The organism is Herminiimonas aquatilis (assembly GCF_042665175.1).
Taxonomy (GTDB): domain Bacteria; phylum Pseudomonadota; class Gammaproteobacteria; order Burkholderiales; family Burkholderiaceae_D; genus Oxalicibacterium; species Oxalicibacterium aquatilis.
Genome location: NZ_JBHTCC010000001.1, coordinates 140,388 through 164,277, shown reverse-complemented (window position 1 = coordinate 164,277; position 23,890 = coordinate 140,388). Strand labels below are relative to the sequence as shown.

Genomic DNA, 23,890 nt, shown 5'->3' with positions numbered 1-23,890 from the left:
AGAAGGAATACTCTCATGGCTACTGCTCCCGCTGCTAAATCTTCCGCTAATTCGTCAGTGCCTCCCAATGGCGCGCCTATCAAGGTCGTGACGCCGGATCAGGATGGTAATTTTCATCCGAAGATTGCAAAAGGCGACGTTGCGCACATACAGATTGTCGACGTCGACATGGTGCTCACACTCACTAATGGCACAAAGGTGGTGCTGGCCGGGGGCGCACTTGGTGCAATGGATGCCGATGTTGCGGTGCTGTTCAGTGATAGCAAGGACACAGCCAGTCGTTTGATGGACCAGGTTGGCAAGATCACTTTGCAGAAGTTCGATCAACCTCTGGTACTTAATTCCGAACCTGCCAATAGCGCTGGACATGGCAATCAAGAGAATGCATCCAGCCAAAATGATGGTGCCAATGATTTGGCCGGACAAGCGCAGGCAACCAATGCGGCGCTTTCTGCCATCAGTCAGGCTTTGGGACAATTGTCCAGCGTCATACAAAATAATGCGCAGCCAGCAAATGAATTTACGTCGAACTTTACCGGCAATGGCGACGCGCAATCGCAACCTCTGGTTAAACATGTAGCCGAGGGAATACCGGAACGTCCGGGTAAAACGCCGCAGGAATATGTCATCGGGCCTAACGAGCCTGCGATGGTCGTCAGCCTGTTTAATCTGACATCAACGAGAACGGAAAATGGCGTTTTGTATGGTAGCGGTGGTACCCCATTATCGTCGAGTGACGGTTCGCCCGGGCCGCAGTTTTCTCCGCAAGTCTTAACTGGTGCTGCTGGTGTGCATACCATTTATGCGACAGGAAAAGCGCCTACCGGTAATGTGCCTGACAATAAATTCGTCAAGGTTCTGGATGTCTCCATTAGCGGTGACGGCAATGTCCAGTCACTGAAAATTACCGGTGTTCCAAGTGGCATGAGTATTCTAAACGCCACACTTGAAGCGGATGGTTCTTACACCGTCGCCGTTCAACCCGGTCAAAAGCAGTATTCATTGCAGCTTCAGTATGACACGGTTGCTGCGACTCCCGGTTCACCGATTCATGAACAATTTAAATTGTCATTTTCGTTGTCCGTGATTACTGCGGACGGCGTGCAGACAGTTAACAGTGTCAAAAGCGTGATCGTCAAGGATGCTAATAGTGCCAACGATTTGGTCTATGCCGATCCGGTTACGGGCGAGAGTGTGTTTGTGTTACCGGCACAAGGTGTGCCACATACCGTTTACGCGGGTAATGACGACGGAGTCACGATATACGGTAGCAACGCCAATGACAGTTTGAACGGTGGCGGTGGTAACGACACCATATATGGCGGCCGGGGCAATACCTATTTTGAAGGTGGCGCAGGTCAGGACATGTTGGTCGGTGGCACCGGTAACAATACGGCAGGCTATAAAACCTCAAGCACAGGCGTTACGGTTGACTTGAGCACAGGCCTTGGAACAGGTGGTGATGCGCAGGGCGATACCTTATCGAATATCCAGAATGTAATCGGCAGCGCGCACGATGACACCTTTGTTGTTGGTGTAAATACGCGTGTGGTCGATGGCGGTACTGGCGGCAGCGACACGATCAGTTTCGCCGCGTCCACACCATCCGTGGTGGTTGATTTGACTGCGGGCACGGTGGTCGGCGGAAATGCGCCCAGCGTTTCGTTCGTCAATATTGAAAATGTTATTGGCACCAATGCCAACGACACTTTTATCGCGAGCAGTGTCGCCAACGTGTTCACGGGTAATGGTGGCAGCGATACTGTCAGCTATGCCAAGGCCAATGACGGGCATGGTGTCACGGTAGCGATGGCAACAGGCGATGCCAGCGGCGGTGCTGCTGGTTTTGGCCAGGGCGATGTCTTTCATGGCATTAATAATGTCATTGGTACCGCTTATAGCGACACGTTTATTGCCAGCGCAACCGCCAATGCATTTGACGGCGGCACCGGCGGTTCAGATACGGTTAGCTACGCAGGCTCTGCGGTTGGCGTAACGGTTAACTTCGTCACCGGTCGTGGCAGCAGCGCGGATTTTGACTCGGTCAATAGCGTTTATTTGGCCAGCAACGCGGATGGCGACAGCTACATTCGTGTACAAAATGTAATCGGTGGCAGCGGTAGCGATATTTTTGTCGCAGGCATCGATAGTGTGAAATTTGACGGCGGCGCTGCCGGCAATGACACGGTCAGTTATGTAACGTCGAATGTCGGCGTCACCATCGATACGCTGCTCAACACAGGATCGGGCGGCTACGCCAACGGCAACATCTATGCGAGCATTGAAAAATTCATCGGTAGCTCATACGACGACGTGTTCAAGGGCGGCACGGTCGCGAACCAGTTTGATGGCGGCTCAGGTGGTTTCGACACCGTTGATTACAGTGCTTCAACTGCAGTCACCGTCGATTTGTTCAACGGCGTGGGTAGTGGCGGATATGCGCAAGGTGATACTTATGCACACATTCAGAATGTGATTGGCGGTGCCGGCAACGATATTTTCATCGCGAACACAGACAAGAATACGTTTAACGGCGGTGGCGGCAGCAATACGGTCAGCTATGCCGAGGCGACCGACACGCATGGCATTGTGGTGGACATGGCGACTGGCGACGTGAGCGGTGCGAATGCAACCAGTTATGCCAAGGGCGACAAGTTCATCAATATTCAAAACATAATCGGGACTGCTTACGATGACACGTTTATTGCAAGTATCGCCAGCAATTCATTTGTCGGAAATGGCGGTCTTGATACTGTCAGCTACGTCACGGCGAACGACGGCAATGGCGTCACAGTTAATTTGAAATTGGGTACGGCGACCGGCGGTTTTGCTGCTGGGGATACGTTCACGGATATTCAAAACATCACGGGTACAAACTACAACGACGTGTTCTACGCGAGCGCGCTGGCGAATAAATTCACAGGTGGGACTGGTTCGGATACGGTCAATTATTCCCTGTCTGCCGCTGGTGTCACAGTCGATCTGGCAACCGCCAATGCAGTTGGAATCGGTGGCGATGCAGCTGGTGACACCTATATCGGCATTGAAAACATTGTTGGCAGCACGTCAGCTGATTTGTTCTATGCAGGTATCGATGCGAATAAATTCACCGGCGGTGGTGGCATTGATACAGTTGATTACTCAAAAGCGAACGACGGCAACGGTGTCACAGTCAATTTGAAGTTGGGCACGGCGACTGGTGGTTTCGCTGCCGGCGACACGTTCACCGATATTCAAAATATTACGGGGACGGACTACAACGACGTGTTCTACGCGAGCGCGCTGGCGAATAAATTCACAGGTGGGACTGGTTCGGATACGGTCAATTATTCCCTGTCTGCCGCTGGTGTCACAGTCGATCTGGCAACCGCCAATGCAGTTGGAATCGGTGGCGATGCAGCTGGTGACACCTATATCGGCATTGAAAACATTGTTGGCAGCACGTCAGCTGATTTGTTCTATGCAGGTATCGATGCGAATAAATTCACCGGCGGTGGTGGCATTGATACAGTTGATTACTCAAAAGCGAACGACGGCAACGGTGTCACAGTCAATTTGAAGTTGGGCACGGCGACTGGTGGTTTCGCTGCCGGCGACACGTTCACCGATATTCAAAATATTACGGGGACGGACTACAACGACGTGTTCTACGCGAGCGCGCTGGCGAATAAATTCACAGGCGGAACGGGTTCAGATACGGTCAATTACTCTTTATCTGCAGCTGGTGTCACAGTCGATCTGGCAACCGCCAATGCGCTTGGTATCGGTGGCGATGCAGCTGGTGACACCTATGTCGGCATTGAAAACATTGTTGGCAGCACGTCGGCTGATTTGTTCTATGCAAGCAATGACGTCAACAGTTTCTCGGGTGGTGGCGGTGTTGATACAGTTGATTATTCGAAAGCCAATGACGGCAATGGCGTCACAGTTAATTTGAAATTGGGTACGGCGACCGGCGGTTTTGCTGCTGGGGATACGTTCACGGATATTCAGAACATCACGGGTACAAACTACAACGACGTGTTCTACGCGAGCGCGCTGGCGAATAAATTCACAGGTGGTACTGGTTCGGATACGGTCAATTATTCCCTGTCTGCGGCTGGTGTCACAGTCGATCTGACCGGTGCTACCTCGGGTATCGGCGGTGATGCGGTTGGTGATACCTACGATGGTATTGAAAACGTTGTTGGTAGTACCGGTGCTGATCTTTTCTACGCGAGCAATGACGTCAACGTTTTCACCGGCAACGGTGGTGTAGATACAGTTGATTATTCCAAAGCGAATGACGGCAACGGTATCACTATTAATCTGAAGCCTACGGTTGGCACAGGTACCGGCGGTTTTGCGGCGGGTGACACCTTCAACGGCATCCAAAATATTACAGGTACGAACTACAACGATATATTTTTTGCAGGTACGGCAGCCAACAAATTTACCGGTGGCGCCGGCTCTGACACAGTCAACTATTCACTCTCGGCAGCGGGAGTGACAGTTGATCTAACTGGAGCGACGGCAGGTGTTGGTGGCGACGCAGCTGGTGATACTTATGTGGGCATTGAAAACGTTGTTGGTAGCACCGGTGTTGATCTTTTCTACGCGAGCAATGACGTCAACGTTTTCACCGGCAACGGTGGTGTAGATACAGTTGATTATTCCAAAGCGAATGACGGCAACGGTGTCACTATTAATCTGAAGCCTACGGTTGGCACAGGTACCGGTGGTTTTGCGGCGGGTGACACCTTCAACGGCATCCAAAATATTACAGGTACGAGCTACAACGATATATTTTTTGCAGGCACGGCAGCCAATAAATTTACCGGTGGCGCCGGCTCTGACACAGTCAACTATTCACTCTCGGCAGTGGGAGTAACAGTTGATCTAACTGGAGCGACGGCGGGTGTTGGTGGCGACGCAGCTGGTGATACCTACATTGGCATCGAGAATGTGGTGGGATCCACGTTGGCCGATGTGTTTTATGGCAGCGTCGACGTTAATAGTTTTACTGGCAATGGCGGCGTTGATACGGTTGACTATTCAAAAGCAACCGCCGGCGTGACCGCAAGTCTTGCTGCCGGAACAGGTACTGGTGGATTCGCGAATGGCGATATTTACACCGAAATTACCAATCTGGTGGGTAGCGCTTACGTTGATATATTGACAGGGAAAATTGGCGGTGGCTCTACACTGACCGGTGGCGCCATGGGCGATACACTTTCCGGTTATGCGGGCAGCCTCAACAATACAGTGAATTATGCGGGTTCTGCGGCAGTTCAAGTGAATCTGCATACGGGAACGGGGAATCTAGGCGGTGATGCTGCCGGCGACATCCTGAACAATATCCAGAACATCATCGGTACAACAAATGCTGATTTATTTTACGCCAGCCTGGATGCGAATAATTTTAACGGTGGTGGCGGAGCCGGAGCCGATACAGTTAGCTATTTCTATTCGACTTCGGCAGTAACGGTTAATTTGAATACAACCGCTGCGGCAACTGGCGGTTTTGCTCAGGGCGACACCTTCTTGAACGCGGCGGGTGCAGTGAATATTACGAATTTGATTGGCAGTATTTATAACGACAGTCTGACTGGTAAAGCGGGCGGCGGCTCTACTTTGACCGGCGGTGGCGGCGCAGACGTCCTGACCGGTGTTGGTACTAACAATACCGCAAGTTATGCAGGTTCTACCGCTGTAAGTGTGGATCTCTTTGATGGCACCGGTAGCGGCGGAGATGCGCAGGGCGATACGCTATTCAATATTCAAAACGTGCTCGGCAGTTCGGGTAATGACGTGTTTTTCGGTAACTCTGCTGCCAATATTTTTACCGGTGGTGGCGGTATCGATACTGTCAGCTATTCCCATTCAACATTGGATGTAACCATTAATTTGTTGACTGGTCTGGGTACTGGTTTGGGCGCAAATAATCTGGCGCAGGGAGACAGTTACTTCAACATCAATAACGCAACCGGGGGCACCGGCAATGACACGTTTGTTGCCAACAACCTGGTGAATATATTTGATGGGGGTGGCGGAGCGCATAACCTGGTCAGCTATGCGACTGATAGCGTCGGCGTTACTGTCGATTTGTTTACTCCAAATGCTGCCGGCGTAGGCGGTCTTGCCGCAGGTGATAAATACATCAATATTCAGGATGTGATAGGCGGTAGCGGAGCCGATACGTTTTACGCGAATAGTGTTGCTAATTTCTTTACCGGCGGCGGCGGTCTGGATACGGTCAGCTATGAAAAATCGCTGACTGGCGTGACCGCGAATCTGAATAATTCTGCTGTAAATACGGGGGATGCGGCTGGTGACACGTACACCACCATCGAGAACTTGACTGGTAGCGCTGCTAGTGGTGTTACGAATAATCTTACGGGAAACAATCTAGCTAATGTGTTGACAGCGACCGGTACCGACACGACTAATAATCTCACTGCCTTTGTTGGTGGTCTTGATACGTTGAATGGCCGTGCTGGTGGCACCAACCATTTTTATGGCAGCTTGGGAGGCACAACGATCTTCGAAGTGAATGCTAGCGGAACTGGTCTTCAGAGCAATGTTGCGAGTATCGATGGTGGTGGCACGTTCACACAAAATGCCGCAGTTTTGAAAATATATGGTTTAGGTGCGACCTTGTCTTTGGCTGATTTGCAAAGTACTCCGGATAGCATCAACAATATTACCAAGCTGGATTTAACTGCGAACGGGACGACCAAATTCATTGCAACTGCGGCGTCTATTATCGATATTACTGGCGGTACGCATGAGTTATGGGTGGATATCAATCTGGCGACTAATCCGGTTTCATTCGGTGGTGAAAATGTTCTTTACACCGGTAATGATGTGTACTTCTATGCTGCAAATGACACGAATCAAGTGACGCGCCTCGCTACATTGCATTTGGTGTAGTTCCATTCTTGAATAGATGTCTTCGATTCAGTCATTGAAGATAATTGATTGAACGCACGAAAATAAAAAAGCCTCGCAATGCGAGGCTTTTTTACTGGGTGACGCTATTCAGATTTAATTCCAGATTTGCCACCAAGGCACATCTTTTTTCGGGCCGCCCGAAAAATAAACGCTGTTCGGGAAGTTGGTCTTCAACACGCGCTCCGCATCGTTGCGCAATTCCGGCAGGTTCATGGCTTCGTAGGATTTCATCATGATGAACAAAGCACCTTCTGCAGCCGGCGCGCCCGGATAGTTCTTGACCGCTGACTGGGCGCGATTTGCTGCCGCAAGGTAGGCGCCGCGACGGTAGTAATAGTTGGCAACGTGGACATCGTATTGCGCCATCGCATTGACCAGATAGGCCAGACGTGCCGTGGCATCAGGTGTGTATTTGCTGTCAGGAAAACGTTCAGTCAGCTGTTTGAAGGCATCGAAGGCTTCGCGTGCAGCTTTGGGATCGCGTTCGGTTGGATCCTGGCTGGATACAAAGTCAAACATGCTCTTTTTATCATTGAAGTTGATCAGGCCGCGCAGGTAGTACATGTAATCTACATTTGCATGGTCCGGGTGCAACTTGATGAAACGCTCGACGGCTGCCAGCGCCTGGGGCTGATCGCCCTGGCGGTAGTAAGCGTAGGCGATTTCCATTTGCGCTTGCTGGGCATACGTGCCGAAGGGGTAGCGCGATTCTAGCTTCTCAAAATGACTAACCGCTTTTTCGTAGTTGCCAGAGTTCATTTCATCTCTGGCCTCCGAGTATAATTTGGACGGCGACCAGTTTTTGGTCTCGTCAATTTGGTCCGGTGTGAGGCTACACGCGGACAACAGGAAGGCAAGAGCGATGTAAGTAAGTTTTAACATTTGTTTTTGCATGAGATTTTGCGAGGATACCGCCAGACAATGAATGATTATAGCCGATGGGACTTGCAGTGAACCCAACTGAAACACCGATTGTGAATAAAACGATACCGCCCACCGATTTGGAAGGTGTCGAAGAAGGAGACGGCGACCTGTTCGATGTCGCCCCGATAGAGTTGGAATTGACACCCGAGGTCTGCGGCGTCCGATTGGACAAGGTACTTTCCACCCTTGTTCCCCAATACTCCCGCAGCCGCCTCCAGCAATGGATAGATGGCGGCCACGTTAGCCTGGACGGCGAAGTTGCACGTGCCAAAATGACAGTCTATGGCGATGAAAAAGTTGTCATTTACCCGCAACCGGCCCCTGAAGATGAAGCTTTCAAGCCGGAAGAGATGAATCTGGATATCGCGCATGAAGATGCTGCGATCCTGGTATTGAACAAACCTTCCGGCCTCGTCGTCCATCCGGCTGCCGGGAACTGGTCGGGCACGATGTTGAATGGTTTGCTGCACTACATTCCGGCGATTGCCGGTGTGCCACGTGCAGGTATCGTACATAGGCTGGATAAAGACACTACCGGTTTAATGGTGGTGGCAAAAAGCCTGGTAGCACATACCGATCTGGTGCGGCAGTTGCAGGCACGTACTGTCAAGCGCGAGTATCTGGCGCTGGTGTGGGGCACGCCAAATGCGTCCGGGAAAATCGATGCGTCCATAGGCCGTCATTCACGCGATCGCGTCAAGATGGCAGTTTCCGAAAACCTTACGGCGAAACCTGCGGTTACGCATTTTCAGCGACTGGCAACCGGCATGCTGGATGGCCGCCCGGTCAGCCTGATGCTTTGCCAGCTGGAAACAGGACGTACGCATCAAATCCGTGTGCATATGCAATCGATTGGTTTCGCATTGGTCGGTGATGCTCTGTACGGCAAGCAGCACCTGACCACGGTGTTCCCGCGTCAGGCATTGCATGCACGGCGCCTCGGGTTAATCCATCCGGTATCCGGCGAAGTAGTCGAATGGACGGCAGAATTGCCGCAAGACTTTGCAGACCTGATTGCGCGTAGCGGCATCAAGAGTTATTGAGTCAATAGTAAGTAGCGCTGCATGGGGAAGTTCTGTTTATTTGGTACTTCCTCAGCCTGCTGCTTTTTTTCTGAATTCTTTTGATTCACCCGAGATAAAACCTGAGCATGGAAATCATATTGCCCCAATGGGGAAAGACTTTGCCCTCAGTGCGTGCCATGGCGACGACGCGCAGCTGTGGCAACAGTCTGTCGCCATATGACGATGGATACAGGGGCGGCGGTTTGAATCTCGGCGTCCATGTAGGTGATGCGATTGAACATGTGCAACAGAATCGTGCGCAAATACGCAAATATTTTCCGGCTGAGCCGGCATGGTTGAAGCAAGTTCATGGCACCACAGTGCTGGATGCGGCACAAGTGCTGGATGCCCCACTTGCCGACGCGAGCTTTACGACTCAGCCCGGAGTGGTATGCGCGATCATGACAGCTGATTGCCTGCCAGTGCTATTTGCCGACGGCCAAGGGCGCGCAGTCGGTGCCGCGCATGCAGGCTGGCGTGGCTTGGCGGGTGGCATTTTGGAAAATACAGTCGCCGCGATGCGCGCATCCGGGGCGACCAATCTGTACGCTTGGCTAGGACCGGCAATTGGTCCGCAGCAATTCGAAGTGGGTGACGATGTGGTGCAGGCATTTGTCGCGAAGGATGCGGCGATGCAGGATGCTTTCAAATCGATAGAGCAACGTCCTGGAAAGTATTTGGCCGATATTTACCAACTGGCACGGTTAACCCTGGCACGTGCGGGCGTGATGCATGTTACTGGAGGTACATACTGCACGGTGAACGAGCCGCAGCGATTTTATTCGTTCCGTCGCGACGGCGTTACCGGCCGCATGGCCTCACTGATTTGGCTGGAGTAGGCTGAAGCAAAACGGCACACCATGCCGTTTGAAGCTCAGTATTTTAAATTTTTATTTGAGATTTCCGGCTTGCGTTCTGCAAGTTGCGTTTGGTCAATCGCTTTTTTGCTGCCGCTCTTGCCGCAGTAATTCCTGCTTTAAATCTTCTTGCCGCTTTATTTCTTGCTCGCGCCGTTTACGCTTGCGCCCACCGGTCCCCATCACGTATACAATTATCAACACGGGTAGCACGCCATACAGCGTAAAAGTCATGATCCCTGCGATAGCCGTTGTTTCCATGATTGCCATCATGAAGACGACGTAGATCCAAGCGATGGCAATAATGTACATGGATGCCTGAAGTGAAATTCAAACCGCAAAGATACTCGAAAAGAGAGTTGCCAGCATGAATAAGCCAGAATCCCCTGATCCATCGGCCAGCAAAGCGAGCATGCATTTCGATCCCGTAATTGATCCTGCGACCGCAGCCGAATTGCAGAGGCGTTATGCGCAAGAGTTCACTGCGCTATGGCAGCAAATGCTGACGGCGCAAGTGCCGCCTGTTGCTGACCGCCGCTTTGCTAATCCTGCCTGGCAATCGAGTACCTTGCATGCATTCAACGCGGCATCATATTTATTAAATGCAAAATTTCTGGCCGAGATGGCGGATGCGATACAAGTGCCTCCCAAAGCCAAGCAAAAAATTCGGTTTACCCTGGAGCAAATGGTGAATGCGATGTCGCCCGCCAATTTTCTTTTTTCGAATCCGGAAGCGCAGCAAAAAATTATCGAGACCAAGGGTGAAAGCCTGACTACCGGCCTCACGAATTTGTTTAAAGATATACAGAAAGGCCGCATCTCGCAAAGCGATGAATCAGCGTTTGAAGTGGGGCGTAATGTCGCCATTACCGAAGGCGCAGTCATCTTCGAAAACGAGTTGTTTCAGTTGCTGCAGTACAAGCCTTTGACTGCGACCGTTTACGAACGGCCGGTACTGCTGGTGCCTCCTTGCATCAACAAATATTACATACTGGATTTGCAGCCGCATAACTCCTTCGTCCGTTACGCGGTGGAGCAAGGGTTTACCGTTTTTCTTGTTTCATGGCGGAATGCCGATGCTTCGATTGCGGGCGCCACCTGGGATGACTATATTGAAAAAGGTGTGTTGCAAGCGATTGACGTTGTACAGGCTATTTCAGCGCAGGAAAAAATCAATGTACTGGGTTTTTGTGTAGGCGGTACGTTACTGACAAGCGCACTCGCGCTGGCTTGTGCGCGTGGCAAAAAGCCAGCTGCCAGTTTGACCTTGCTGACAACCTTCCTCGATTTTTCCGATACCGGCATACTGAATGTCTATATCGATGAAGAAAAAGTGAAGGAAACAGAACAATCCATAGGACATGGCGGCTTGATGAAGGGGCTGGATTTCAATGCTGCTTTTGCCAGCCTGCGGTCGAATGAACTGATCTGGAATTATGTTACTTCTCATTATCTGAAGGGTGAAAATCCGGCACCCTTCGACATGTTGTACTGGAATGCAGATAGCACCAATCTTCCCGGTCCCATGTATTGCTGGTACCTGCGTAATACTTATCTGGAAAATAACCTGAAGCAACTGGATAAATTCAAACTTGCCGGCAAAAAAATCGACTTTGGCAAAATTGATGTACCGAGTTTTATTTATGCTTCACGCGAGGATCACATCGTGCCGTGGACTAGTGCTTACGCGTCGACCCACATTTTGAATCGCAAAAAGCCGCAGCAAAATTTTTTCGTACTGGGTGCTTCCGGTCATATCGCGGGCGTGATCAATCCGCCTAGTAGCAGCAAACGGCATTACTGGATTAATGACAAGGCTGCCGGCGGGAATGATGACGATGCCTTGTCCTGGCTGGCGGATGCGACTGAGGTTGCAGGCAGTTGGTGGCCGGCCTGGATCGATTTTTTGAAGAAACAGGCAGGTAAACAGATCAAGGCACCCGACAAGGTGGGTAATCCTCAATTCACGGCGATAGAAGCGGCACCAGGTCGCTATGTTAAGGTGAAAGCGAGTTAATGGAACTTGCGAAAAGCGAGAGTTATACGTTTTTCTTGCAGTGCGGCACGAATGTAAAACATGCCATCGCTTGCGTAAACCTTTGTTTTTTAGCACTATAATGAACTTTAAAAGCGAATGCCATTCGCTTCCTGAGACGATAGACACAAATGCGTTGCGACGCAGCAAGTTGGGAATTCTGATGACGAGTACTAAAAAAATCGCTGAGCGTTTAATCAAGAAGTATCCGAATCGTCGTTTGTACGATACGCAAACCAGTTCTTACATTACGCTTGCAGATGTCAAACAATTAGTGCTCGACAGTGAACAGTTCTCGGTGGTGGACGCCAAGACAGATGAAGATTTGACGCGCAGTATTCTGTTGCAGATCATTTTGGAAGAAGAAGCAAACGGCTCGCCGATGTTTTCCAGCGCAGCTTTGTCGCAAATCATTCGTTATTATGGCCACGCAATGCAGGGCATGATGGGTTCGTATTTGGAAAAAAATATCCAGGCTTTCATCGATATACAAAACAAGCTGACAGAAAACTCAAAAGGTCTGTACGAAGGCAAACCGTTCAGTCCGGAAATGTGGACGCAGTTCATGAATGTGCAGGGGCCGATGATGCAAGGGATGATGAGCAATTATATTGAACAGAGCAAAAGCCTGTTCGTGCAGATGCAGGAGCAGATGCAGGCGCAATCGAAGAATATGTTTGGTGCATTTCCTTTCGTTCCCCCTGTGCCACCGAGCGATAAAAACAATAAGTAGAATGACAAGTTAGGCACATGTAAAACAACACGTTTTACCGAATGGCAGGGCCAGCCGCATCAGCTGGCTGGCCGAGCGGGCAAAAGGGTACAATAGCGGCTTCGTTTAGTTCGCACCCAATCACACGCTTTTTTGCCTGCCTTTCGCCATGACCAATGCACTTCAAGTAACGCCAAAAATCGGCTTCGTTTCTCTCGGCTGCCCGAAAGCTCTGGTCGATTCAGAACAAATTCTTACCCAGCTACGCGCAGAAGGCTATGACACTGCCAAGTCTTATGACGGCGCTGATCTGGTCATCGTCAATACCTGTGGCTTCATCGATGCAGCGGTGCAAGAATCGCTGGATGCCATTGGTGAGGCGTTGAATGAAAACGGCAAGGTCATCGTTACGGGTTGCCTGGGTGCGAAAAAAGATAGCAACGGCGACGACATCATTCTGAAAGTCCACCCGAAAGTGCTGGCTGTTACCGGTCCGCATGCGCTGGGTGAAGTGATGGATGCTGTGCATCTGCACATGCCCAAGCCGCACGCACCTTTCCTTGATTTGCTGCCGCCGCAAGGCGTCAAGCTGACGCCTAAACATTTCGCTTACCTGAAAATTTCCGAAGGCTGCAACCATCGTTGCAGCTTCTGCATCATTCCATCGATGCGCGGCGACCTCGTGTCGCGTCCGATTGCCGATGTGATGATGGAAGCGGAAAATTTGTTCAAGGCCGGCGTGAAAGAATTGCTGGTGATCTCGCAAGACACTAGCGCCTATGGCGTCGATATCAAGTTCCGTATGGGCTTCTGGAATGGCAAGCCGGTCAAAACCCATATGACGCAATTGGTAGAAGCGCTGGGCGAATTGGCCGCTCCTTATGGCGCATGGGTTCGCTTACATTATGTATATCCGTATCCGCACGTGGACGCGATCATTCCGATGATGGCGGAAGGCAAGATACTGCCGTACCTGGACGTTCCTTTGCAGCATGCGCATCCGGATGTATTGAAGCGCATGAAGCGTCCAGCCAGTGGCGAAAAGAATATAGAGCGCATTCAGGCATGGCGCGCAATGTGTCCTGACTTGACTATTCGTTCGACCTTCATCGCCGGTTTCCCTGGTGAGACCGAAGCCGAATTTGAATATCTGCTCGACTTCCTCAAGGAGGCGGAGATCGACCGTCTGGGCTGCTTTGCGTATTCACCTGTTGAAGGCGCAACTGCGAATGACATTCCAAATGCAGTGCCGGAAGAAGTACGTGAAGAACGTCGCGGTCGAGTGATGCTGCTGCAGGAAGAAATTTCCAAGAAACGTTTGCAGGCAAAAGTCGGCAAGACCATGCGCGTACTGGTCGATGAAGTCAGCCGCACCGGTGCAGCGACTGCACGTTCAGGTGCCGATGCGCCGGAAATCGACGGCGTCGTCTACGTCAAGGCGCCGTACGAGCCGCATATCAAATACAAGGTCGGCGAATTCGTCGATGTCAAAATCACTGGTGCCGATGCGCATGATCTGTGGGCCGAGGCATGATGAAAAAAGTTTTTAACTTATCCCTGATTGCATCGCTGGCGTTTGCAGCCAATGGTTTTGCAGCGGACGTGAAGCAAGAGGCAGTTGCGGCAGTTCCCTCATACGCGCCCGTCGCCGTATCGTCTGCACCTGTCGTTTTCCAGAAGCCGGTTGCGTTGCGCGGCACCGTTGGTGATGTGCAGATACAGGTCAACCTGCGTCCGAAAGAGGAAGTTGATGAAGGCCATGAGGGCGAGTACTTCATTTTCGGCAATTCACACAAGATATTGCTGGCTGGCGAAATCGAGAAAGATGGTGTTATTTTCATGGAAGAGTCCATAAACGGCACCGATATTTCCGGCCAATGGGATGGCAAACTGGAAGGTGATGTTCTCGCAGGAACCTGGATGTCCGCCGACGGCTCGATTACCAAACCGTTTTCGCTGAAGATTATTCCGCAAGTACACAAGCCGTCGCAAAAACAGACTTCGTCCAAGGCAGTCCAGAAGGGCGTCGTCAGCAAACAGTAGTAAGAATTAGTAATTCGCCCATCGGAGACTCGCGTGACAGATCGCCTATCCTTCCAGACCGCACTGATACACAATGACTATGTCGCGCCGGAAGGGTTCGCCGCATTTCCGCAAGCGATACACCACGCATCGACGGTATTGTTCAAGGATGTAGCCAGCATGCGCTCACGCAAATGGCAGGACAAGACGGCATATACCTACGGCCTGCACGGCACACCCACCACCTTTACGCTGGAAGCACGCCTCGCCGCGATTGAAGACGGCAAGCATTGCCTGCTCGCACCGAGCGGCTTGTCGGCGATTGCAATGGTCGACTTCGCTTTTTTGAAAAGCGGCGACGATGTATTGATCCCGGATAATGTCTATAACCCGAATCGCGAACTGGCCAACTGGCTGACGCATGATTTTGGTATTGCCGCACGCTATTACGATCCCCTAGTCGGTAGCGGCATCACCGACTTGATTCAACCGAATACCAAACTGATCTGGACCGAAGCGCCGGGCTCTGTATCGATGGAAGTGCCGGATATTCCTGCCATTTGCAAAGCTGCCCATGCAAAAGGCGTGTTGGTTGCGCTAGACAATACCTGGTCGGCCGGAATTGCCTTACGCGCGTTCGAGCTGGGTGTGGATATCGTGATGCAGGCGCTGACCAAATATCAATCCGGCGGTTCAGATGTATTAATGGGTGCCGTGATCACGCAGGATGCAACCTTGAATCATCGGCTGGAACTGGCGCATATGCGGCTTGGTTTTGGTGTCAGTGCAGACGACAGTTACCTGGTGTTGCGCAGCTTGCCGACGATGAAGTTGCGCTTCGATGCGCATGATGCAGCGGCGCGCAAGATTGCAAGCTGGCTGCAGACAAGGGCGGAGATTGCGACGGTATTACATCCCGCACTGCCAGAATGCCCCGGCCATGAAATATGGAAACGTGATTTCAGCGGCGCCGGCGGATTGTTTTCTGTCTTGTTCGATCCGCGCTATAGCGAAGCGCAAACGGATCGCTTTGTGGATAGCCTGAAATTGTTCAAGATCGGTTTCAGTTGGGGCGGCGTCAACAGTTTGGCGGTGCCATATCGCATGCAGCACATGCGACATAACTGGTTGCACCAAGGGCAACTGGTGCGGTTGAATATCGGGTTGGAAGACCCCGAGGATTTGATCGCCGATATAGAGCGAGCCTTCAAGGCATTATGAAAAAAGCGTCCTGATAGGACGCTTTTTTATTGGTGAATCGAAGTATGCTCAAGGCATGGCTTTGTTGTCGTTCAAGTCCACGATGCCCTTGATCAGACGATAGAGCTTCCATAACCATGCGACAGCCCAGATCAGAAATGCGAACGGAATGCCTACAAAAGTCAGGAATAAGATGCCGCCCAGCGTCATCCATACCAGGTACCACCAGAAGGAGCGGATCTGCCAGCCGTGATGACTGTAGACAAAGGTGTTAGCCGCATCTTCACGTTTGACGTAATTAATGATCAATGGAATGAATGAAAACGCACCCAGTGAAAACAGCAAGCTGGCGGCGTGCGCAATATACAACCACCACGCCAGATTTTTTGCCGATTGCAGGCGACTGTCGAACACGACTTCCTGATTCATGGTTCCCCCTAAAACTATATAGATTAACCGACGGCAATAAAGTTGCACGCGCGTGCAAGGTCTGCAGTTCAGATGGGGGGAGTTACTTGGTTTGCAAGCGGCGATTGAGAGCGGCGCTTTTTACCTTGGCCGGCTTGAGTTCCATCGGTGGCAGGCCGAGAAAAATATGCCGGTAGGATGCATACAGCAAGCCGCCCAGTATCGGGTAGAGCGGCACCACTGTCAGACCGTGAAACAGTGCGCCAGCCATCATCAGTAGCGCAGACAGGAAGATCACGATGACGACAAACTTGTTCTGGTTCAATGCCGCGAAGGTTTGGTCCAGACAAGCTCTGAGCGGCAGCGGGGTACAGACGATCAGCGGGATGGCAAACCACGGCAGGATCACTAATAACCAGATGCCGATCGAGAAGAGTGCCTTGGAGCCGGCCAGGAAGTCGCTGATCCGGTGCGCTTGCGCAATGTAAGGCGTGCTGCCTGTCTCGGGACCGATCACGGAACCCTTGATAATCAGGATGATCAAGGACAGCGCCATGATGAGGGTGCAGACAGCCAGCGCGGAACAGAACAGCAAACGCAGCAAGCTATCGCATGCGGCTTTGAGCGTGGGCAAGATCGGTTCTGAGGTATCGGCGCAGTAGGCCAGTAGAACGAATACGCCCAGCAGCACTGGAGAAATGACCGTCAGTAGCAGCGCGGGAAAGGGGCTGAGCAAGCCGGTGGTCAGCAAGACCAGGCAGACATTCAATGCCAGGTGCTTGCCGGAAAGATGGATGGCTTCCTTGATCCAGCGCTGCCAGCTGGATGTCTCGACTTGTCGGGGGCCAAAGGTATTCATCGTCATTGTCGAAGTCAATGATGATCGCGCGACACGCATCGCGCGATCTTTTTGCGAAAATGTAAAAACCCGTGCTGCTTGTATTTATCTTGTCTATCTGTTCTCAAGCATAAGTAAATCCCGGCACGAACGCAAATACATTCGTCAGGCTTGCAGTCAGGCAGTCAGCAAGGGCAAGATGCCGTCGAGGCCGACGAAATTCAGTGCCACATCGGCTTGTGCACGCACTACCGGTTTGGCGCGGAATGCCACCGACAATCCGGCAATGCGCATCATCTGCAAATCGTTGGCGCCGTCGCCCATCACGATCGCTTGTTTTGGAGAAATGCCGAGGTCCTTGCAGACGCGTTCCACCGTCGCTTTTTTTTCTTCGCCATCGACGATGCCGTTGATGACGCGGCCGGTTAATTTTCCATCGACGATTTCCAACTGGTTAGAGTGCGTGTAGTCGAGAGTGAGGCGTTGCTTCATGCGGTCTGTGAAGAAGCTGAAGCCACCGGAAACCAGCAGGGTTTTCAAACCTGCAGCCTGTATCGCGCTGAGCATTTTCTCAGCCCCCGATGACAGTGCCAGTCGTTCATCATAAACGCGCTGCAGCGCACCGGCATCCAATCCTTTGAGGAGGGCGACGCGGCGTGTCAGACTTTCCTTGAATTCGATTTCACCGCGCATGGCAGCTTCGGTAATTTCTGCAACTTGTGGTTTCAAGCCTTGCATGTCGGCGATTTCATCTATGCATTCAATCGTGATCAGCGTCGAATCCATATCCATCGCCACCAGCTTGAAGTCGGCCAGCGAGCGCCCGCGTTCTATAAACGCATAATCAAGTTTTGAACCCCACGCGGCCATGTCGATTTGCGATTTCACTTCGTCGTTGTAGCTGACGTCGACGCACCGATAGGCATGCTCGCCGATGGCGACGATCGCGCGTGGACGCGCCAGATCAGCTATCTGTTCGACGAGGTGTCGCTGTACTGTCAGGCCTTGCAAAATCAGGTTCATGGTGATGTCGATTAAAGTGTGATCGTTATTCGTTAGGTAAGGAGCGCGCGTATCGTGTTCTTGATCTGACTCACGCGGGCAGCCAGATCCGGCATGCTGGCGGTGATACGCAATTTATCCTGGCCACTCAATTTGATGTGGCGATTCTTTTGTATCAGCTCGATGATGCGCATTGCATCGATAGGCGGATTTGGCTCAAATTGCAGTGTCGCAGATTCTGCATGCGCGTCAATCTTGATAATGCCGACGGGGACCGCTGCAACCCGTAGCCTGTGCGTTTCAACCAGGGCCTGCGCGGCATCTGGCAGCTTGCCGAACCTATCGATCAATTCCTCCTGCAAGTCGTTGACGGCATCCTGCGTTTTGCAGTTCGCCAGGCGTTTGTAGAGGGACAGGCGCTCGTGCACATCGCCGCAATAGGTGCTCGGCAGCAGCGCTGGAACATGCAGATTGATCTCGGTCGTACTCGACAGCGGTGCGGCCAGATCCGGTTCCTTGCCATTCTTCAGCGAGCGTACTGCTTCATTCAGCATGTCGGAATAGAGCTGGAAGCCGATTTCGGTCATTTCGCCCGATTGATTATCGCCCAACACTTCACCGGCGCCGCGTATCTCCAGATCGTGCATCGCCAGATAAAAGCCGCTACCAAGTTCTTCCATCTGTTGAATGGCGTCGAGACGGCGCTGTGCGAGTTTGGTTAAACCCTGTACGTCTTGCACCAGCAGATACGCGTATGCCTGATGATGTGAGCGACCGACGCGTCCGCGTAATTGGTGCAGTTGTGCGAGACCGAACTTGTCGGCCCTGTGCATGATGATGGTGTTGGCAGTCGGTACGTCAATGCCGGTTTCGATAATCGTCGTACACAGCAGAATATTGAAACGCTGGGCGACAAAATCGCGCATGATGCGTTCCAGATCGCGCTCGTGCAACTGGCCGTGGGCAACGCCGATGCGCGCTTCCGGCATCAGTTCTTCCAGCATTGCCTTGCGATTTTGGATGGTCTCGACTTCGTTGTGCAGGAAGTAAACCTGGCCGCCGCGCTTCAACTCGCGCAAACAGGCTTCGCGTATCACGGATGCATTTTCGCTGCGCACGAAGGTCTTGATCGCAAGCCGCTTTTGCGGCGCGGTGGCGATGATCGAAAAGTCGCGCAAGCCTTCCAGCGCCATGCCCAGTGTGCGTGGAATCGGCGTGGCGGTCAGCGTCAGTACATCGACTTCCGCACGCAATGCCTTGAGGGTTTCCTTCTGCCGCACGCCGAAGCGATGTTCTTCATCGATGATGACCAGACCGAGGCGCGAGAACTTGGTATCCGCAGACAGTAATTTATGCGTGCCGATCACGATATCCAGCGTGCCATCGGCCATGCCTTTCATCGCTTGAGTGATTTCCTTGCCGCTGCGGAAGCGCGATAATTCAGCGATGCGTACCGGCCAGTCGGCGAAACGATCTGCAAAAGTTTGCGCATGTTGTTCTGCCAGCAGCGTTGTCGGCGCCAGAATCGCGACCTGTTTGCCGCCGAGTACGGCGACGAAAGCTGCGCGCAGTGCGACTTCGGTCTTGCCGAAACCAACGTCGCCGCAGATCAGTCGATCCATCGGCTTGCCGCTGGTCATGTCCTTGATGACGGCATTGATGGCGGCGGCTTGATCGACGGTTTCTTCAAAGCCGAAGCTTTCTGCAAAGGCTTCGTAATCGTGGGCCGAGTATTCGAAACTGTGGCCTTCACGCAGGGCACGGCGAGCGTACAGGTTCAATAGTTCTGCCGCGGTATCGCGGATTTTTTCAGCAGCGCGGCGCTTGGCTTTTTCCCATTGGCCGGAACCCAGCGCATGCAAGGGCGCGTCGTCCGGCGATGCGCCTGAGTAGCGTGAGATTACATGCAGCTGCGAAACTGGCACATAGAGCTTGGTGTCCTTGGCATATTCCAGATGCAGGAATTCGGTTTCACCTTCGCCCAGATCCATGCTGGTCAAACCCATATAGCGGCCGATGCCGTGATTGATGTGCACCACCGGATCGCCGATCTTGAGCTCGGACAGGTCGCGTACCATCGATTCGACTTGCGTTGCGCATTCCTGCTTCTTGCTGCCGACGCGACGGCCTGTGCCAGCGTACAACTCGGTTTCCGTGATGAAAGCGAGATTGCCGAGTGCTTGGCCGAGTTCGAAACCGGTATGCATGGGGGCCACGCCCAGCATCAATTTTGCGGAAGCGGTGCTGAAATCGGCAAAGCCATCCGCCGGTGCGAGCGGCAGATCGTATTCATTGAAATACTGCTGCAGTGTTTCGCGTCGACCGTTGGTTTCGGCGCAAATCAGGACGCGCTTGTCGGTCTGCAGCAGATAAGCGCGCAGATTGACCAGCGGATCATCGGCACGACGATTGACGGCAATATTCGGCAAAGGCGCTGACAACTCCGAGGCAATATCCTCGTTTTGTATGACCCAACGACCGAAAGGCTTGGCCAGCGTGAAGAAGTGTTCGTCGCTGAGGAAAATCTGCTCAGGCGCCAGCAATGGCCGTTCACGATCCGATTTGAGAAAGCGGTAGCGCGATTGGGTATCGGCCCAGAAGCGCTTGATCGCCGCATCGATATCGCCAACCAGCGCAAAAGTCGTATCTGTCGGCAGATAATCGAACAGCGTGCTGGTTTCTTCGAAAAACAGCGGCAGGTAATATTCGATACCGGCAGATGCAATGCCGCTGCCGATGTCTTTGTAAATGACAGAGCGACTTGGATCGCCTTCGAACAATTCGCGCCAGCGACCGCGGAAAGCGGTGCGCGCTTCTTCATCCATGGGGAATTCGCGTGCCGGCAGCAGCCGCACTTCCTTGACCGGGTACAGTGAGCGCTGCGTATCGGCGTCGAAGGTGCGTATTGTGTCTATCGTGTCACCGAACAGGTCGATGCGATACGGCAGTACCGAACCCATAGGGAAGATATCGATCAAGCCGCCACGTACCGAGTATTCGCCGGGTGACATTACTTGCTTGACCGGGCTGTAGCCGGCAAGTTGCAACTGTGCCTTCAGCTTCGCCTCATCCAGTTTTTCTCCTTGCTTGAAGAAGAAGGTATAGGACGCGAGGAAGGACGGCGGCGCCATGCGCACCAGCGCAGTGGTGGCAGGCACAATCAGCACATCGCACTGGCCGTTCAATACTTCATAAAGCGTTGCCAGTCGTTCGGATACCAGATCCTGATGTGGGGAGAATGCGTCGTAAGGCAGGGTTTCCCAATCCGGCAACAGATGGCAGCGCAGCTTGTCCTGGCCTTCACTGGTGAACCAGGGTATTTCAGTCAGCAGGCGTTGCGCATCGCTGGCGCTGGCGACGACGACCGTCAGCATGCGCTTGTGCGATTGCAGTTCGGCAGCGGCTTGCGCTAATACGTAGGCGTCTGCCGAACCATGAATCGGGGGCAGGACAAAACGCGAACCGGGCTTGGGGAGAGATTTTTTTAGGTCGAATGACATCAAATAGCGACATTGCACATGTCAGGGTGGTCAAAAAGTGCCGGCATACTGGTTTTTGTGTAGCTCTGCACTTCATTTGACAGTGAAAAATTATGATGAGATTATAAACCAAGCCTCACAGCTGAGTCCTGCTCGCTTGGGCGCGTGCGCAATACGAATATCGATTTTCCCTACAATAGAGCGCACCCGTGCACATTCCCCTTATTTTTTTATGAATTCACCCCGTTATTTCGCCCTGATTCCTGCTGCCGGTGTCGGTGCGCGCATGGGCGAAAAAATCCCCAAGCAGTATGTTTCCATTGCTGGAAAACCAATGTTGCGGCGCGTGCTGGATACGTTTTCGATTGCGGAATCGGTCACGCATACTTTTGTCGTGGTGAGCAAGGATGATGCGTACATCGATACGACTTTGCCCGTAGATCGTTCTCATCTGACCGTGCTGCGTGTCGGCGGAGAGACGCGCCATCAATCCGTGCTGAATGGTTTGTGTGCCATCCGCGAGCAGGTCAAGGATGACGACTGGATAATGGTGCACGACGCCGCACGTCCGGGCCTGACGATTACCTTGATCGATGCCCTGATACACAATTTGCAGGATGACGAAGTCGGTGGCTTGCTGGCAGTCCCTGTGGTGGATACGTTGAAGCATTCCGGGAGCGGTGGGCGTGTCGATCAAACCGTGGCGCGTGATCGCCTTTGGGCGGCACAGACGCCGCAAATGTTTCGCTACGGATTATTGCGGCGGGCCCTGGAGCAGGCCATTACCGTTACCGACGAGGCGAGTGCGGTCGAGGCATTGGGCTTGCAGCCGAAGCTGGTGGAAGGCAATGCACGCAATTTCAAGGTGACGCTGCCGCATGATGTGGCGCTTGCCGAACTTTATTTAAAAGGACTTGTATGACTGACCGTATTCCAACCGAGGCTCTTACAAAGATGCCATTCAGAGTCGGCCAGGGTTATGACTGCCATGCGCTGGTCGCAGACCGCAAGCTGATTATTGGTGGCGTTACGATTCCACATACGACAGGTTTGCTTGGCCATTCTGATGCCGATGTGTTGCTGCATGCGATTACCGATGCGTTGTTTGGCGCAGCCGCCTTGGGTGATATCGGCCGGCATTTCCCGGATACGGCACTGGAGTTTGCCGGTGCCAATTCGCGTGTATTGCTGCGTGAGGCTGCCAAGCGCGTGGCGGCTGCGGGGTTCCGCGTCGGTAATGTGGATGCCACCATCATTGCGCAAAAACCCAAGATGGCGCCACATATTCCACAGATGGTGGCAAACATTGCAGAAGATCTGGGTGTTGCGATCATTCAGGTGAATATCAAAGCAAAAACCAATGAAAAACTCGGTTATTTGGGGCGAGAAGAGGGTATTGCCGCGGAGGCGATTGCACTGATTTATCAAAGTTGATGAAAAAATTGAAATTTATTTCCATTTGCCATGTCTACAGAAAGTGTATTAATTATTTATCTGAAAACATGCCTTGAAAGGATATGGAAATATGGCGAATGAAGGCTACCACGAACCAGTTGATAAATTGTCAGCGGAAACCATGGATATGCACAGGGCGATCACCTCGCTGATGGAGGAGCTGGAAGCGGTTGACTGGTATAACCAGCGCGTCGATGCCGCCACTGATCCGGAGCTGAAAAAGATACTTGAACATAATCGTGATGAGGAAAAAGAGCATGCGGCGATGGTGCTTGAATGGATACGCAGACGTGATCCGAAAATGGACAAAGAGTTACGTGATGCCTTGTTTAAGGATGGTCCGATTACCGGCGATCACCACGAGTAAATGCGGGAAAACGGTGTAAAAAACATAAGCCGGAAAAAGCATTGAATTTTCAAAAAGCAGCACCATCTATTGCAGCATTGGCCGGATTAACGCATAGTGTGATTATGCGTATTGCATGATCGGCTTTACCAAGTTATTCAGGAGTGAAACTACATGGCATCTTTTCTGTTTAGTCAGCATGCACAAGGGTGGCAACAAATGTTCCGCCGTAGCCAATCTGGCGGTTTCTTTTCGCGTTTATTCGCGTGGCTGATGCTGGGTGTCGTGTTGATGGTGGGTTTGCTGCTGATCGTGAGCGTGCTGTTGCTGAGCTGGTTGTTGATTCCGGTATTGATGTACAAAAGACGCCGCGCGTTGAAAGCACGGTTCGAAGCTGAGCGTGCGTATCGGCAGTCGGCGCATGGCGACATCATTGATGGCGTCGTGACCGAGATTAAGGAAGAAAAGCTTTAATTCAACATCGCCTGAATCTACACGGCGCATAAAAAAAACGCACATCGCTTTCAGGGATGTGCGTTTTTTTTTATCGATGGATAGTTTCGCTCGATTCTTCTTGATCGGTCGAAGCCTATATTCAACCTATATTTTTCACAG

18 protein-coding genes are annotated in these 23,890 nt (G+C 52.2%); 12 read left to right on the top strand and 6 right to left on the bottom strand.

Features of this window, described 5'->3' with window-relative positions:
- Window positions 1–15 precede the first annotated feature (15 nt).
- On the top strand, window positions 16–6,912 hold the full coding sequence (locus tag ACFQO0_RS00795; protein ID WP_382232120.1) for a calcium-binding protein: 6,897 nt from the start codon (window positions 16–18) through the stop codon (window positions 6,910–6,912).
- 114 nt (window positions 6,913–7,026) lie between these two features.
- On the opposite strand, the gene ACFQO0_RS00790 is transcribed toward ACFQO0_RS00795, so the two are convergent.
- A complete protein-coding gene (locus ACFQO0_RS00790; RefSeq protein ID WP_382233964.1) occupies window positions 7,027–7,827 on the bottom strand; it encodes an outer membrane protein assembly factor BamD in 801 nt (266 codons plus the stop codon).
- 44 nt (window positions 7,828–7,871) lie between these two features.
- Here ACFQO0_RS00790 and ACFQO0_RS00785 point away from each other — a divergent pair, with 44 nt between their 5' ends.
- Together ACFQO0_RS00785 and pgeF are read left to right on the top strand one after the other, a co-directional pair.
- Complete coding sequence (locus ACFQO0_RS00785; protein ID WP_382232118.1) at window positions 7,872–8,900, top strand: RluA family pseudouridine synthase; 1,029 nt, start codon at window positions 7,872–7,874, stop codon at window positions 8,898–8,900.
- A 107-nt stretch (window positions 8,901–9,007) separates the two neighbouring features.
- Window positions 9,008–9,760 (top strand): peptidoglycan editing factor PgeF, encoded by a 753-nt coding sequence (pgeF, locus tag ACFQO0_RS00780; protein WP_382232116.1) that lies wholly within the window; start codon window positions 9,008–9,010, stop codon window positions 9,758–9,760.
- 93 nt (window positions 9,761–9,853) lie between these two features.
- Here pgeF and ACFQO0_RS00775 read toward each other — a convergent pair whose 3' ends face one another.
- A complete protein-coding gene (locus tag ACFQO0_RS00775) occupies window positions 9,854–10,090 on the bottom strand; it encodes a hypothetical protein (protein ID WP_382232114.1) in 237 nt (78 codons plus the stop codon).
- A 55-nt stretch (window positions 10,091–10,145) separates the two neighbouring features.
- Between ACFQO0_RS00775 and ACFQO0_RS00770 the strand changes: the two genes are divergently transcribed.
- The 5 genes from ACFQO0_RS00770 to ACFQO0_RS00750 all read left to right on the top strand — a co-directional run bounded on the left by ACFQO0_RS00770 (window position 10,146) and on the right by ACFQO0_RS00750 (window position 15,768).
- The gene (locus ACFQO0_RS00770; RefSeq protein WP_382232112.1) at window positions 10,146–11,795 is read left to right on the top strand and encodes a PHA/PHB synthase family protein; all 1,650 of its coding nucleotides are present in this window, start codon (window positions 10,146–10,148) and stop codon (window positions 11,793–11,795) included.
- Window positions 11,796–11,976: 181 nt separating this feature from the next.
- Entirely contained in the window at window positions 11,977–12,546 is a 570-nt protein-coding gene (gene phaR, locus ACFQO0_RS00765; RefSeq protein ID WP_382232110.1) for a polyhydroxyalkanoate synthesis repressor PhaR, read from the top strand.
- A 148-nt stretch (window positions 12,547–12,694) separates the two neighbouring features.
- Window positions 12,695–14,059, top strand: coding sequence for a 30S ribosomal protein S12 methylthiotransferase RimO (rimO, locus tag ACFQO0_RS00760; RefSeq protein ID WP_382232108.1), 1,365 nt, complete (start codon window positions 12,695–12,697; stop codon window positions 14,057–14,059).
- Window positions 14,056–14,568, top strand: coding sequence for a hypothetical protein (locus ACFQO0_RS00755; RefSeq protein ID WP_382232106.1), 513 nt, complete (start codon window positions 14,056–14,058; stop codon window positions 14,566–14,568). Before rimO ends, ACFQO0_RS00755 begins: the two co-directional genes overlap by 4 nt.
- A gap of 33 nt (window positions 14,569–14,601) precedes the next feature.
- A complete protein-coding gene (locus ACFQO0_RS00750; RefSeq protein ID WP_382232104.1) occupies window positions 14,602–15,768 on the top strand; it encodes a cystathionine beta-lyase in 1,167 nt (388 codons plus the stop codon).
- Window positions 15,769–15,816: 48 nt separating this feature from the next.
- Here the strand turns inward: ACFQO0_RS00750 and ACFQO0_RS00745 are convergent, their stop codons facing one another.
- From ACFQO0_RS00745 to mfd, 4 genes are all read right to left on the bottom strand, one after another.
- Window positions 15,817–16,176 (bottom strand): DUF4870 family protein, encoded by a 360-nt coding sequence (locus ACFQO0_RS00745; protein WP_382232102.1) that lies wholly within the window; start codon window positions 16,174–16,176, stop codon window positions 15,817–15,819.
- An 82-nt stretch (window positions 16,177–16,258) separates the two neighbouring features.
- Window positions 16,259–17,020, bottom strand: coding sequence for a hypothetical protein (locus ACFQO0_RS00740; protein ID WP_382232100.1), 762 nt, complete (start codon window positions 17,018–17,020; stop codon window positions 16,259–16,261).
- Window positions 17,021–17,170: 150 nt separating this feature from the next.
- Complete coding sequence (serB, locus tag ACFQO0_RS00735; RefSeq protein ID WP_382232097.1) at window positions 17,171–18,016, bottom strand: phosphoserine phosphatase SerB; 846 nt, start codon at window positions 18,014–18,016, stop codon at window positions 17,171–17,173.
- 32 nt (window positions 18,017–18,048) lie between these two features.
- The gene (gene mfd / locus ACFQO0_RS00730) at window positions 18,049–21,495 is read right to left on the bottom strand and encodes a transcription-repair coupling factor (RefSeq protein ID WP_382232095.1); all 3,447 of its coding nucleotides are present in this window, start codon (window positions 21,493–21,495) and stop codon (window positions 18,049–18,051) included.
- Between the two features lie 211 nt (window positions 21,496–21,706).
- Here mfd and ispD point away from each other — a divergent pair, with 211 nt between their 5' ends.
- The 4 genes from ispD to ACFQO0_RS00710 all read left to right on the top strand — a co-directional run bounded on the left by ispD (window position 21,707) and on the right by ACFQO0_RS00710 (window position 23,749).
- Complete coding sequence (ispD, locus tag ACFQO0_RS00725; RefSeq protein WP_382232093.1) at window positions 21,707–22,396, top strand: 2-C-methyl-D-erythritol 4-phosphate cytidylyltransferase; 690 nt, start codon at window positions 21,707–21,709, stop codon at window positions 22,394–22,396.
- On the top strand, window positions 22,393–22,908 hold the full coding sequence (gene ispF, locus ACFQO0_RS00720; RefSeq protein ID WP_382232091.1) for a 2-C-methyl-D-erythritol 2,4-cyclodiphosphate synthase: 516 nt from the start codon (window positions 22,393–22,395) through the stop codon (window positions 22,906–22,908). Before ispD ends, ispF begins: the two co-directional genes overlap by 4 nt.
- 91 nt (window positions 22,909–22,999) lie before the next feature.
- Entirely contained in the window at window positions 23,000–23,296 is a 297-nt protein-coding gene (locus ACFQO0_RS00715) for an encapsulin-associated ferritin-like protein (protein WP_382232089.1), read from the top strand.
- Between the two features lie 153 nt (window positions 23,297–23,449).
- Complete coding sequence (locus tag ACFQO0_RS00710) at window positions 23,450–23,749, top strand: hypothetical protein (RefSeq protein WP_382232087.1); 300 nt, start codon at window positions 23,450–23,452, stop codon at window positions 23,747–23,749.
- Window positions 23,750–23,890 lie beyond the last annotated feature (141 nt).

Excerpts from the sequence above, each read along its gene's own strand:
- ACFQO0_RS00795 (WP_382232120.1), top strand. The coding sequence starts at position 16 with ATGGCTACTGCTCCCGCTGCTAAATCTTCCGCTAATTCGTCAGTGCCT.
- ACFQO0_RS00790 (WP_382233964.1), bottom strand. The coding sequence starts at position 7,827 with ATGCAAAAACAAATGTTAAAACTTACTTACATCGCTCTTGCCTTCCTG.
- ACFQO0_RS00785 (WP_382232118.1), top strand. The coding sequence starts at position 7,872 with ATGGGACTTGCAGTGAACCCAACTGAAACACCGATTGTGAATAAAACG.
- pgeF (WP_382232116.1), top strand. The coding sequence starts at position 9,008 with ATGGAAATCATATTGCCCCAATGGGGAAAGACTTTGCCCTCAGTGCGT.
- ACFQO0_RS00775 (WP_382232114.1), bottom strand. The coding sequence starts at position 10,090 with ATGTACATTATTGCCATCGCTTGGATCTACGTCGTCTTCATGATGGCA.
- ACFQO0_RS00770 (WP_382232112.1), top strand. The coding sequence starts at position 10,146 with ATGAATAAGCCAGAATCCCCTGATCCATCGGCCAGCAAAGCGAGCATG.
- phaR (WP_382232110.1), top strand. The coding sequence starts at position 11,977 with ATGACGAGTACTAAAAAAATCGCTGAGCGTTTAATCAAGAAGTATCCG.
- rimO (WP_382232108.1), top strand. The coding sequence starts at position 12,695 with ATGACCAATGCACTTCAAGTAACGCCAAAAATCGGCTTCGTTTCTCTC.
- ACFQO0_RS00755 (WP_382232106.1), top strand. The coding sequence starts at position 14,056 with ATGATGAAAAAAGTTTTTAACTTATCCCTGATTGCATCGCTGGCGTTT.
- ACFQO0_RS00745 (WP_382232102.1), bottom strand. The coding sequence starts at position 16,176 with ATGAATCAGGAAGTCGTGTTCGACAGTCGCCTGCAATCGGCAAAAAAT.
- ACFQO0_RS00740 (WP_382232100.1), bottom strand. The coding sequence starts at position 17,020 with ATGACGATGAATACCTTTGGCCCCCGACAAGTCGAGACATCCAGCTGG.
- serB (WP_382232097.1), bottom strand. The coding sequence starts at position 18,016 with ATGAACCTGATTTTGCAAGGCCTGACAGTACAGCGACACCTCGTCGAA.
- mfd (WP_382232095.1), bottom strand. The coding sequence starts at position 21,495 with ATGTCATTCGACCTAAAAAAATCTCTCCCCAAGCCCGGTTCGCGTTTT.
- ispD (WP_382232093.1), top strand. The coding sequence starts at position 21,707 with ATGAATTCACCCCGTTATTTCGCCCTGATTCCTGCTGCCGGTGTCGGT.
- ispF (WP_382232091.1), top strand. The coding sequence starts at position 22,393 with ATGACTGACCGTATTCCAACCGAGGCTCTTACAAAGATGCCATTCAGA.
- ACFQO0_RS00715 (WP_382232089.1), top strand. The coding sequence starts at position 23,000 with ATGGCGAATGAAGGCTACCACGAACCAGTTGATAAATTGTCAGCGGAA.
- ACFQO0_RS00710 (WP_382232087.1), top strand. The coding sequence starts at position 23,450 with ATGGCATCTTTTCTGTTTAGTCAGCATGCACAAGGGTGGCAACAAATG.